We start from the raw sequence: 11538 nt of genomic DNA on the forward strand, positions 1-11538 counted from the left end.
GGCTGGCCACCCCCGCTGACGTCGCCGCCGCGCTGCGGGCAGGCGCCACGGCCACCGCGGTGGGCACGGTGCTGCTGCGCGCCGACGAGAGCGGGGCATCGGCCACCCACAAGGCTGCGCTCACCGATCCGTCGCGCACCGAGACGGTGATCACCCGGGCGTTCACCGGGCGCCCGGCGCGCGGCCTGCGGAATCGCTTCATCGACGAGTTCGAGGCGTCGGCGCCGCTGGGCTATCCGGCGCTCCACCACCTGACGAGTCCCCTGCGCAAAGCGGCGGCGGCCGCCGGGGAGTCCGACCTGGTGCACCTGTGGGCCGGGACGGGCTATCGCCACGCCCCGCAGAAGCCGACGGCGACGATCCTGACCGACCTCGCCGGCCAGGCCTGAACGCGGCCGGTCGAACGGCAAACCCCCGTTACAGGCCCTCCGCACTACTTCAAGAGGGCTGGCGTTTGCGAGCAAAGACACTGCCGCAGTGAGGTTTGCGTCACACAGAGGTGAGATGACCGGGTGATATTCGCGTACTAGAGTGATCCCCGGACGGGGGTCCGCTCGAACAAGGCGAAACCGGGGGTTGAGTGTGATCCGTTCGAATCTGCTCCGCAGGGCCGTGCTCGGCCTGAGTGTGGCGGCGCTGCCGTTCGGTGCCGCGGTGGTCATCGCCACGCCGGCCTCGGCCGGACCCGACGTGTGCGTCGGCGGCCCGCTCGGCTACGCGTACGCGTGTGTGGACACACCGGGCTGGGTGGGCTGGTACGACGGCCCGCGGGGTCGTGGCCACTGGAAGCACGGCCACGGACACGGCCGCGGCTGACCCGACGCGCGGCCGCTAGCCCCGGGTTTCGATCACCTGCTGGGCGATGTCGATGAGCTTGGTGTTGCTCTCCTGCGACAGCCGCCGGAGCATCTCGAACGCCTGCACGTCGTCGACGTCGTAGCGCTCCATGATGATGCCCTTGGCCTGGCCGATGCGGTCGCGCGTGGACAGCGCCGACTCCAGCTGCTGACCCTGCCGGCTGGCGAGGATGGCAGCGGCGGCGTGCGCGGCCAGCACGGTGCCTATGGTCTCCGCTTCGCCGTCCCACCTGTTGGGCTCGAATCCGAAGAGGTTCAGCGCACCTGCGGTGCGGTTCGCGGTGTAGAGCTTGAACGACAGCCCACTGAGCACGCCGATCTCCACCACGGCCTTCGAGTATTTCGGCCACCTGGACTCCTCACGGAAGTCGTCGGTGCGCACGACCACGTCGTCGAGCGCCGCCTGCACGCAGGGCCCCTCCTCGAACGTCATCTGGAGCTCGTCCAACTGGTGCGGCAGATCGGTGGTTCCGGCGAGTGACTCGAATTTCCCGCCGGGACCGACCAACAGGATGCCCGCTGTGTCGGCGCCCGGGATCAGTTCGGTGGCCGCCGAAGTGACGTCTTCCAGCACCTGTTCAACCGAGCGCGGCATCGCGACCGTGCGCGCAAGATCGGCCATGCGCATCGCAAGGTCGTGTGACTGTGGCTGCGTCATAGCCTCCAGGGTTCCCGAAGACGGGCCGTCACACACGGGGTTTGTGATCTGGGCGCGTGGGCATGCTGCTGCGCAGACGGGTGCGCTGGTCGACCAGCGCACCCGTCGAGGTCTCGTCGGTTCAGACCTCGAGCCGGCGAGACCGCCTTCTTTCGACGCTGGACAAAGGCGCAGAGCAAGGTTGCTGAGCGCTGCGCGGCCGGCTGAAGACGGGACGCCCACCCGGGCATCCGTGGCCGCCGCCCAGCCCTCGGCCCCGCGTCGATCCGTCTGTGGCCGGCTTGGGGTCAGGACCGCTCCCATCCCGATCTGGACACGGCCGCCACAACGCGTTGACCACCCTGATGTCGCCCAAAAAGTCTTGGCACTCTCAGGCGGAGAGTGCTAATCTGATGCCGCACAGTGATTTGGCTGCCCGTCGAGGTGGCGGGCCCTTGAGCGACTTAGGAGGTGGATTGCTGTGCTTCGCTTTGATCCTTTCAGTGACCTCGATGCCCTCACCCGCGGTTTGCTGACGAGTTCGTCCGGAACGAACAGGACACCGCGGTTCATGCCGATGGATCTCTGCAAGATCGACGACCACTACGTGCTGACCGCCGACCTGCCCGGCGTCGATCCGGGTTCGGTCGACGTCGACGTCGACAACGGCACCCTGACGATCTCGGCGCACCGCACCGCGCGTTCCGAGGACTCGGTGCAGTGGTTGGCCAACGAGCGGTTCTTCGGCACCTACCGCCGTCAGCTGTCTCTCGGCGAAGGCATCGACGCGGGCGCGATTTCCGCGACCTACGAGAACGGCGTGCTCACCGTCACCATCCCGATGGCGGAACGGGCCAAGAAGCGCCGGATCGAGGTCTCCCACAGCGCCGACCAGCGTTCCATCGAGACCAACACGGTCGAGGCCGGCTGACGCAGTGCCCGTGCCCCCGGCGGATCCGCGTCCGCCGGGGGTACGGCGCGTCAGTCGTCGCGGTCGAGCCGGTGTTCCAGATGTGCACGCACCGCCGGCCATTCGATGTCGAGGATCGAGTAGACGACGGTGTCGCGGCGCGAGCCGTCGGGCAGCACCTGGTGGCTGCGCAGGATCCCGTCCAGTTTGGCGCCCAGCCGCTCGATCGCCTTGCGGCTGGCGAAGTTGAAGAAGTGCGTGCGGAACTCGACTGCCACGCAACCGAGTTGGTCGAAGGCATGGCCGAGCATCAGCAGCTTGGTCTCGGTGTTGACGCCGGTGCGCCGCGCGGCAGCGGTGTACCAGGTGTGTCCGATCTCGAGCCGCCGGTTGGTCGCATCGACGTTCAGATAGCTCGATGAGCCCACCAGCGCACCGTCGAGAGCGCGCACCGCGAACGCGACCCCGCCGTCGGCCGCGCGCAGGTCGGCCATGCGCCGCACCCATCCGGCTGCGTCCTGCGGCCCGGGAGCGGAGGTGAACCACAGTGCGCCGAGCTCGCCGTCCGCGGCGGCGTCGGCGATCTCGGGAACGTGGCTCGCCGACAGCGGCTCCAGCGACACCCAGCGCCTGCCCGCCAGGTGCACCGGCTCGACGAAGCCCGTCACGACGGGCGCCCCGCCGACAACGCCACGAACAGCGCCCACGCCGCACACAGCGCGGCAGCGATGGACAGACCGCCGCCGACGTAGAGGCCGTAGCCGGCCGATACCGGCGCCACCACGTAACTGCTGTAGTACACGCCGGTCAGCGCCACCAGCAGCAGCGAGATCGCCAGCGCACCCCCCGCTGCCAACCGGGCCGACAGGCCGCGCGCGGCCATCGCCCCGGCCACGATCAGCGCCGCGGCCAGAAGCACGATCAGCTGCCCCACCCCGAACCGCGCGGGCACCGCGTCCAGGCTGCCGACCGTTCCGCCGATCGCGTTGGCCCGGCCGCCGCCGGTGGTCAGCCATGGCAACCACCCGCTCACCGCCACCACGGCCGCGCACACGGCGACCAGCCATCCGGGATTGACACGCAGCACGCGGCGAGCCTATCGGGTGCGGTGCGCCGTCCCCCCCGCCGCGGCGCTCTAGGCTGAACCACGACCTCGATTCAAGGCGGTGCCGATGAGCGATCTCCCGGACTGGGCCCGCGGCCTCGACCTGTCCCCGCATCCGGAGGGCGGTTGGTTCCGGGAGACCTGGCGCAGCGAGCTGTCGATGCCGCCGTCGGCCCTGCCGCCGGACTACACCGGTCCGCGCAGCGCCGGTACGGCGATCCTGTTCCTGCTCATGCCCGGTCAGCAGTCGGCATGGCACACCGTGCGCAGCGCCGAACTCTGGCTGTTCCACCGCGGCAGTCCCCTGCTGCTCGAGATCGGACCCGAGCAGGGTTCTGCCGCAACACATCTGCTCGGCGGTGACATCACCGCCGGTGAGCAGCCACAGCTGGTCGTCCCGCCGCGGCACTGGCAGCGGGCCCGTCCACGCGATGACGAACCGAGCCTGGTCAGCTGCGTGGTGGTGCCGGGCTTCGACTTCGCCGACTTCGCGCTGGCCGGCCCTACCGGCTGAGCAGGTCGACGGCCGCCGACACCAGCGCGGCGTTGTCCGGCGCGAGCGAACCGTCGGGCAGGTGCAGGGTGTCCTCCAGGCCGATCCGGGTCTGCACACCGCGAACCCCGGCGTGTTCCAGTAGCGGCCAACAGCTTTCGTCGAGACCGTGCAGCAGCACCGGCGCCGGTGAGCCGGCCGCCGTCACCTGGTCGAGCAGGTCGTCGGCCAGTGCCGTGCCGGCGTCGGCCTGCAGTTCGATCATCACCCGCATGCAGTGCGCGGCGATGTCACTGCCCGCCCACGACTGCGCGGCCTCGGCGTGGAAGATCCCGACCTCGACGCCCAGGCCTTTGGACAGCAGCACCTGTGCCAGCTCAGGAGATCCCGGCTCGTGCCAATTCAGTGATGCGAAATCGGTTAGCACGTCCCAACTCTCGACGGCGCGTCGCCGTTCGGCGGCATCCGGGAGCGCCCAGTAGCCGGTGGTCACCCCGAGCGGCAGGCCGGGCACCGCCTGGCGGACCGCCGTCACCGCCGCGGCGACGACGTCGGGCCGCAGCGAGTCGACGCCGTCCGGCGTCTTCGGGTGTAGGTGCACCGCCTGCGCGCCGGCTCGGTGTGCGGCCAGGGCGGCGGCGGCCAGTTGGTCCGGACTCACCGGCAGGCCGGGGTGCTGGTCCGGGGTTCGGGCGCCGTTGATGCAGGCCTTGAGGTAGATGCGGGGACCGGTCATGGGTCCATCTTCACCCGTGGCCGCCGGACGCACCCGACAACCGTGGCCGCAACCGCTCCTGGCCGATGTCTGCGTCGCCGGACAGGTCGTCGGCCAGCGCATCGGCGTAGCCGACCAAGCCGGGCACATCGATTCCGTGGACGGCGGGGCCGTGCGCGATCGCCGCCGACGCCCGCATCAACAACGCCCGTGCGCCTGCCCGGTTGCCGCGCTGGACATGGGTGATGCCGACCGCGAGCTGCGCCAGCCCCCGCCACAGTTCGCGGTGCTCCGGGGGCGCGTCCTTCCAGACGGCTTCGAGCACCTCATGGGCGTTGAAGGCCAGGCCCTCGTCGAGCAGGTGTTGCGCAGCGACGAGCCCCTCCTCGGGTGTTACGTCGAGGTCGTCGGGAATCCGCGGCACACCGACGGCATCTCGCGGCAGCGGCCTGCCGAGCGCATCACGCGGGCGGGCGTTCTGTGCGCGCCCGGCCTCGTCGCGATCCCGAGCGGCATCCACCGCTCCAGGCTACGCACCGTGGCGACTTCGGCGCGCTTTCGATCGACAGGCGAACGCAAGCGCGCCGAAATCACAATCAGGCGGGGGCGTAACCCAGTGCTGCCTTGGTCTCCAGGAACTCGTCGAAACCGAACTGGCCCCACTCGCGGCCGTTGCCACTGCGCTTGTAGCCACCGAACGGCGCACTCATGTCGAAGCCGTGGTTGATCGCCACCGAACCGGCGCGGATGCGGCGTGCCACCTGCCGGGCCTGATCCAGGTCGGCAGCCGAGACATAGCCCGCGAGACCGTATTCGGTGTCGTTGGCGATCTCCACCGCCTCGTCGAGGTCGTCGTAGCCGAGGATGCACAGCACCGGCCCGAAGATCTCCTCGCGGGCGATCGTCATGTCGTTGGTGACGTGGGCGAACACCGTCGGCTTGACGTAGTAGCCGCTGTCCAGCCCGTCCGGGCGCCCGGTGCCGCCGACCACCACGGTCGCGCCCTCCTCGATGCCCTTCGCGAGCAGTCCCTGGATCTTCTCGAACTGCGCCTTCGACGCGACCGGTCCGATCGCGTCCTTGTCGCCGGTGCCGACCTTGACGGCCCCCGCGACGTCCCGCGCCACTGCGATGGCGTCGTCCATGCGTGAGTTGGGCACCAGCATCCGCGACGGCGCGTTGCAGCTCTGCCCGCTGTTCATCATCATCACCGACACCCCGGCCGTCACGCTCTTGGCGAAGTCGTCGTCGTCGAGCACGATGTTCGGGCTCTTGCCGCCCAGTTCCTGGGTGACGCGCTTGACGGTGGCGGCGGCGTTGCGGGCGACGTCGACACCGGCCCGGGTGGAACCGGTGAACGACACCATGTCGATGTCCGGGTGGCTCGACAGCGCGGCACCGACGCCGGGCCCGTCGCCGTAGACGAGGTTGTACACCCCGGCGGGAACGCCTGCGGCGTCGATGATCTCAGTGAAGATCTGCGCCGAGTAGGGCGCCACCTCCGACGGCTTGAGCACCATGGTGCAGCCGGTGGCCAGCGCCGGGAACACCTTGCAGGCGATCTGGTTGATCGGCCAGTTCCACGGCGTGATGAGCCCACAGACGCCGATCGGCTCCTTCACCACCAGCGTCGAGCCGTGCTGCTCCTCGAACTGGAAGTTCTTCAGCACGTCCATCGCCGTGGCGAGGTGGCCGAGGCCGAGGTTGACCTGCGGGCCGGCCGCCAGCGACGCGGGCGCGCCCATCTCCTCGTTGACCGCGTCGGCGAGATCATCGGCGCGCTTCTGGTATTCGCCCATGATGGTCTGCAGGAGGTCGAGGCGCTCTTCGCGGGTGCTCTGCGACCACGTCCCGAACGCCCGCCGCGCCGCCTGCACGGCGACATCGACGTCGACCGCCGTGCCGATGGCGATCCGGCCGGAGACCTGCTCGGTGGTCGGGTTGTCGACGTCGAGGGTGTTGGGCCGCACCGGCTCGACCCACTGTCCGTCGATGTAGAACTTCAGGTATTCACGCATGGTTTCACTCTCCCCTATCGACGGGTCCTACTGAGTACCTTCGGCGTACCAGGTGCGGAATCGGTCGTACTTGGGCATCTCCTCGGAGTTCGCGGTCGGGTCGATGCACACGTGCACCACGCCGACCTTGCCGCTGGCGTACGCGCGTGCGATCGCAGGCCCGATCTCCTCTTCCTTCTCGACGTACTCGCCGTGGCAACCGAAGCCCTCGGCGATCTTGTCCATCCGGACGTCCTTGCTCCAGTGCACACCGGGCTGCGGCGACGGCTGTTCGAAGGTGCGCTTGTAGACGCCCACCTCGAGGCCCCACTGATGGTCGACGCCGACCACGCACACCAGCGGCAGGTTCTGCCGCGCCGCGGTCTCCAGCTCGGCGATGTGGAACAGGAACGCCGAGTCGCTGGTGAGCAGCATGACCGGGCGCTTCCCACCCTCGGCGACCGAGGCGCCGACGGCGTACGGCAGACCGGTGCCGAGGTGGCCGAAGTTCTGGTTCCAGATCACGTCGCGCGGCTTGGACTGCGAGTAGGTCCACTGGAAGATCACGGTCGCGCCGCCGTCGCGGACCATGATGCCGTCCTCGAGTTCGGCGAACGCCTTGGTCGCCTCGACGACGTAGCGCGCCGGGTGCACCGGCGTGCGTCCGCTCGGGGCCTCCTCGGCCACCCGGGCCAGTTCGGCGGCGTCGGCCTTGACCAGGGCGTCGAGGTTCGCCGACGGCTCTCGCGGTGAGTCCGCGAGCGCCTCGACCAGCTGCGGCACGACGCCACGCAGGTCGCCGACCAGCGCCACGTCGACGGGCCGGTTCACGCCGATGGCCGTCGGGTCCTGCTCGACCAGCACCCACTTGCGGTTCTCATCGTTGCCGGCCCAGTGCTGGGTCCGGCCGTAGTGCATGGGCTCACCGAGCTCGGTGCCCAGCGCGACACAGAGATCGGATTCCTCGACCGCCTGGTTGGCGGCCGGGGAGAACAGGTAGGGGAACGTCCGCTCCTGCAGCCCAGGGATGAACGACGTGCCGCCCGAGGTCTGGATGACCGGGCAGTTCATCAGTTCGGCGAGCTGCTTGACCTCCTGCTGGGTGCGCGACGTGTGCACGCCGTGGCCGACGAGCAGGACCGGGCTCTTCGCCTCGCGGATCAGCCGCACCGCCTCGGCGACCTCGCGTGCGCCCGCACCCTGGTCGACGAGCCGGTACCGGTGCGGCGGCAGCGGGTCGGCGACGTCGAGCTCCTCGAGGATCACGTGCGACGGGAACTCGACGTAGGACGGACCCGGGGTGCCGGACATCGACTTGCGGATCGCCTCGTGGATGATCTCGTCGGTCTGATTGGCGTACTCGATGGAGCTGCTGTACTTCACCGACGGGGTGAAAAGCCCTTCCTGCTGGATGAACTGGATGCGGCCGCGACGGACGCGCCGCTCGGTGATCCTGGCCCGCTGGCCGCCGAGGAAGATCACCGGCGAGTTCTCCACCAGCGCGCACATCATGGCTCCGGCGATGTTGGCCACGCCGGGGCCCAGCGTGCCGATGCACAGGCCGGGTCCGCCGGTCATCCGCGACGCCGCCTCGGCCATGAAGCCCGCGCTGAGCTCGTGGTGCGGTGCGACGACCGACCAGCCGCGCGCCTCGGCCTCGGCGAACATGTGCACGAAGTTCGGGTCTGGGATGCCGAACAGCGTGTTGACGCCCTCGGCCTCGAACAGGTCGAGAATGCGTTTGTAGACGGGTACACCCATGGTTGAGCTCCTATGTCGGTGACAGGTAACGGTGAGCGACTTGTTTGCGGTGTGCGGCAGGCGATCCGAACAGCGAGCGGTTCACGCTGGCGCGTTTGAGGTAGACGTGGACGCCGCTCTCCCACGTGTAGCCGATGCCGCCGTGCAGCTGCATGGCCTTGCCGACCACGTCGACCGCGGCGCCGGTGACATACGACTTGGCCATCGACGCGGCGACGTGGGCGTCGTCGCGGTCCTCGACGATCGCCGCCACGGCGTCGCCGACGAGTTGGCGTGACATCGAGACGGCCACCAGCATGTCGGCGCACGCGTGCTTGACGGCCTGGAACGATCCGATCGGACGGCCGAACTGCCTGCGCACCTTGGCATAAGCCACCGTCGCGTCGAGCATGGCCTCGGCGAGGCCCAGGCTGTCGCAGGCGACGGCCACCGCGGCGCGGTCGTGCAGCCGGCGCACCGCGGCGTCGGCGTCTCCGTCGAACTGCAGGAGCTCCGGCGGATCGACGGTTCGCGACGACACCATCGCCAGCGACCTGGTCTCGTCGACGACGGGCGCCGGGCTCACCGACAGATCGGCGACGGCCACGGCGCCGTTGGCGACCACCAGCACCTGGTCGGCGCCGTAGGCGTCGGGCACGAAGTTCAGGGACTCGAGGGTCACGGCACACCGCAGGTCGCCCGACGCGACACCGGAGAGCAGGCGGTCGCGGGTGGGTCCGGGCCGCAGCGCGTTCAGGGTGCCGACCGCCAGCACGGCACTGCCCAGGTAGCTGTTGGCGGCGGTGGCGCGGCCGATCTCGGTGCAGATCACCGCGACCTCGGCGAAAGTGGCACCGGCGCCGCCGAATTCCTCCGGCACCTCCAGCCCCACCCACCCCGCGTCGACGAGCGCGGGCCACTCGACCGCGGCGTCCTTGGCGAGCAGGTCGGCGGCGACCGAGCGCAGTTCCTCGTGGAACTCGGCGAAGTCCTCTGCGGCCATCACACCGCGCTCGGTTCCCGGGGCAGCCCGAGGCCGCGCTCACCGATGATGGTGCGCTGGATCTCGCTGGAGCCGCCGGGGATCGTCCACTCCCACGACCCGATGAAGTCCAGCACCCAGGAACCCGACTCCCACCCGCTCGACATCGGTTTGGCGAGGTCGGTGTGACCGGCGAGGCCGCCGATCTCGGCGCCGAAATCGGTCATGCGTTGCAGCAGTTCGCTGTAGTAGAGCTTGACGATCGACGCGTCCGCCGGTCCCGTCGCACCGGAGTCGTGTCCCTCCACGATCTTCCGGCACATCCCGCGCAGCCCCGCCAGCTCGATCTCGAACTGGGCCAGCCGGTCGGCCACCACCGGATCGCCGACGGGACTGCCCTGCACCAGCCACCGGAATCCGGCGTTGCCGAGTCGCTCGGCGAGTTCGAGCATCGTCATGCCGCGTTCGGCGCCCAGCGTCGCCTGCGCCACCTGCCAGCCGGCGTTCTCGGCGCCCACCAGGTTGGCCGCGGGCACCCGCACGTCGCTGAGGAAGATCTCGCAGAAGTGCGAGTCGCCGACGGCGTTGCGGATGGGCCGCACGTCGATGCCGGGCGACGTCATGTCCAGCAGGAAGTACGAGATGCCCTTGCGCTTCGGGGCATCGGGGTCGGTGCGGGCCAGCAGCAGGCACCAGTCGGCGTGCAAACCGCCGCTGGCCCACAGCTTCTGGCCGTTGACCACGAACTCGTCGCCCTCGCGGCGTGCGGTGGTGCGCAGCGCCGCCAGGTCGGAGCCGGCCTCGGGTTCGGAGAAGCCCTGCACCCAGATCTCGCCGTCGAGGATCGCGGGCAGATGGCGGCGCCGCTGCTCGTCGGTGCCTGCCACCAGCAGCGTCGACGCGGCGTGGTGGATGCCGACGAACGCCAGCACCAGCCGGGGCGCGTCGTGGGCGGCGAGCTCCTGGTACAGCACGATCTGCTCGGCCACCGACATGCCGCCACCCCACTCGCGCGGCCAGTGCGGCACCGCGTAACCCGCCGCGTGCAGTTCGGCGAACCACGCCTTCTGGAAGCGGACGAACTCCTCCTCGGCCACACCGGTCTGCGCCTGCCGCCAGTCGCGCGGGATGTGGTCCGCGCACCAGGCGCGGATCTCCTCGCGCCGAGTGTGAAGATCTGTGCGAGTTTCCGCCGGATTCTCGCGCACATCTTCACGTTCGGCGGGGGTCCCGGTCACGCGTACAGTCCCGTCAGCCCGCGGGGACCCGCGGCGTGCAGCAGCCGGTCGCGGGTGGCCGACACGCCGAACGGCAGCCGGCGCAGCGGCTGGCTGTAGCGCGACAGCCAGGACAGCGTGGTCTCGTCGCAGAAGCCGACCGCGCCGTGCAGCTGGTGGCACACCCGGAACACCACCTCCGCCGCCTCAAGCGCGGCCATCCGCAGCGCCAGCGCGTCGTCGAGCGCCTCCGCGCGACCGGTCGCGATGCTCCACAGCGCGTACTTGGCCAGGATGTCCACCCCGCTGCGCTCCACCTCGGCGTCGGTGAGCTGGAACTGCACGCCCTGGAACGACGACAGAGGCTGACCGAACTGTTTGCGCAGGGTGACGTGGGCGATGGTGAGTTCCAGTGCACGGTCCAGCATTCCGAGCAGGGTCCAGCACGGCAGCGCCAGGGCGAGAGCGAGGTCACCGGCGCCGCTGTCGTCGACCGCCGACAGTTCGAGCTCGGCGACGAACGCCGCGCCCGCAGGTCCCTGCGCGGTGACGTGGCTGCGCTGACCGGCCAACGTGACCGTCGCCCAACGCGACTGCAGCCCGGCGACGGCCGCCGACGGCCGCTGGTCGGCGACCACGATCAGCCCGTCGACGTCCAGGTCGGCCGGCCGGGCCAGCCGCTCGGCCACCGGATAGGGCAGCGCCCAGTGACCGGCGCTGCGGCACAGCGCCGCGGCGGCCTCGAGCTCGTCGGCGTCACCGCGCACGTCGAGGTCCCACGCGCCAAGGCCCGCCAGCGCGGGGCCGACCAGTGATTCGCGTTCTGCGGGTTTGGCTTCGGCCTGCTGCACCAGTTCATCGCCACCGGCCGCCTCGAACGCGCGC

The 11538-nt window shown here is 70.1% G+C and carries 14 protein-coding genes; 4 read left to right on the top strand and 10 right to left on the bottom strand.

Going from position 1 to position 11538, the window contains the following annotated elements:
* Together Q2100_RS10875 and Q2100_RS10880 are read left to right on the top strand one after the other, a co-directional pair.
* Positions 1–389 (top strand): nitronate monooxygenase (locus tag Q2100_RS10875; protein WP_302914064.1); only part of this gene is annotated, 389 nt, incomplete at its 5' end.
* A 193-nt stretch (positions 390–582) separates the two neighbouring features.
* On the top strand, positions 583–816 hold the full coding sequence (locus Q2100_RS10880) for a hypothetical protein (RefSeq protein ID WP_302914065.1): 234 nt from the start codon (positions 583–585) through the stop codon (positions 814–816).
* Positions 817–831: 15 nt separating this feature from the next.
* Here the strand turns inward: Q2100_RS10880 and Q2100_RS10885 are convergent, their stop codons facing one another.
* A complete protein-coding gene (locus Q2100_RS10885) occupies positions 832–1515 on the bottom strand; it encodes a GAF and ANTAR domain-containing protein (protein WP_302914066.1) in 684 nt (227 codons plus the stop codon).
* A 460-nt stretch (positions 1516–1975) separates the two neighbouring features.
* Between Q2100_RS10885 and Q2100_RS10890 the strand changes: the two genes are divergently transcribed.
* On the top strand, positions 1976–2425 hold the full coding sequence (locus Q2100_RS10890; RefSeq protein WP_264010780.1) for an Hsp20/alpha crystallin family protein: 450 nt from the start codon (positions 1976–1978) through the stop codon (positions 2423–2425).
* A 50-nt stretch (positions 2426–2475) separates the two neighbouring features.
* On the opposite strand, the gene Q2100_RS10895 is transcribed toward Q2100_RS10890, so the two are convergent.
* Both Q2100_RS10895 and Q2100_RS10900 read right to left on the bottom strand, forming a co-directional pair.
* Positions 2476–3072, bottom strand: a complete 597-nt coding sequence (locus Q2100_RS10895) for a GNAT family N-acetyltransferase (RefSeq protein ID WP_264010781.1) — start codon at positions 3070–3072, stop codon at positions 2476–2478.
* Positions 3069–3491, bottom strand: coding sequence for a hypothetical protein (locus tag Q2100_RS10900; protein WP_302914067.1), 423 nt, complete (start codon positions 3489–3491; stop codon positions 3069–3071). The genes Q2100_RS10895 and Q2100_RS10900 overlap by 4 nt, the downstream gene beginning before the upstream one ends.
* 85 nt (positions 3492–3576) lie before the next feature.
* Here Q2100_RS10900 and Q2100_RS10905 point away from each other — a divergent pair, with 85 nt between their 5' ends.
* Entirely contained in the window at positions 3577–4023 is a 447-nt protein-coding gene (locus Q2100_RS10905) for a cupin domain-containing protein (protein ID WP_302914068.1), read from the top strand.
* Here the strand turns inward: Q2100_RS10905 and Q2100_RS10910 are convergent.
* The 7 genes from Q2100_RS10910 to Q2100_RS10940 all read right to left on the bottom strand — a co-directional run.
* Positions 4013–4738, bottom strand: a complete 726-nt coding sequence (locus Q2100_RS10910) for a 3-keto-5-aminohexanoate cleavage protein (RefSeq protein ID WP_302914069.1) — start codon at positions 4736–4738, stop codon at positions 4013–4015. The genes Q2100_RS10905 and Q2100_RS10910 overlap by 11 nt on opposite strands.
* A gap of 10 nt (positions 4739–4748) precedes the next feature.
* Entirely contained in the window at positions 4749–5237 is a 489-nt protein-coding gene (locus Q2100_RS10915; RefSeq protein ID WP_302914070.1) for a DUF309 domain-containing protein, read from the bottom strand.
* Between the two features lie 76 nt (positions 5238–5313).
* A complete protein-coding gene (locus Q2100_RS10920; RefSeq protein ID WP_302914071.1) occupies positions 5314–6735 on the bottom strand; it encodes an aldehyde dehydrogenase family protein in 1422 nt (473 codons plus the stop codon).
* 27 nt (positions 6736–6762) lie between these two features.
* The gene (locus Q2100_RS10925) at positions 6763–8475 is read right to left on the bottom strand and encodes a thiamine pyrophosphate-binding protein (RefSeq protein WP_302914072.1); all 1713 of its coding nucleotides are present in this window, start codon (positions 8473–8475) and stop codon (positions 6763–6765) included.
* Between the two features lie 10 nt (positions 8476–8485).
* Complete coding sequence (locus Q2100_RS10930) at positions 8486–9457, bottom strand: acyl-CoA dehydrogenase family protein (RefSeq protein ID WP_302914073.1); 972 nt, start codon at positions 9455–9457, stop codon at positions 8486–8488.
* Positions 9457–10644 carry an acyl-CoA dehydrogenase family protein gene (locus Q2100_RS10935; protein WP_302914075.1) on the bottom strand — a complete coding sequence of 396 codons (1188 nt, stop codon included), beginning with the start codon at positions 10642–10644 and terminating at the stop codon, positions 9457–9459. The genes Q2100_RS10930 and Q2100_RS10935 overlap by 1 nt, the downstream gene beginning before the upstream one ends.
* Before the next feature lie 26 nt (positions 10645–10670).
* A partial coding sequence (locus Q2100_RS10940; protein WP_302914074.1) for an acyl-CoA dehydrogenase family protein occupies positions 10671–11538 on the bottom strand: 868 nt, incomplete at its 5' end.

The sequence above is a fragment of the Mycolicibacterium arseniciresistens genome (assembly GCF_030519285.1).
Taxonomy (GTDB): domain Bacteria; phylum Actinomycetota; class Actinomycetes; order Mycobacteriales; family Mycobacteriaceae; genus Mycobacterium; species Mycobacterium arseniciresistens.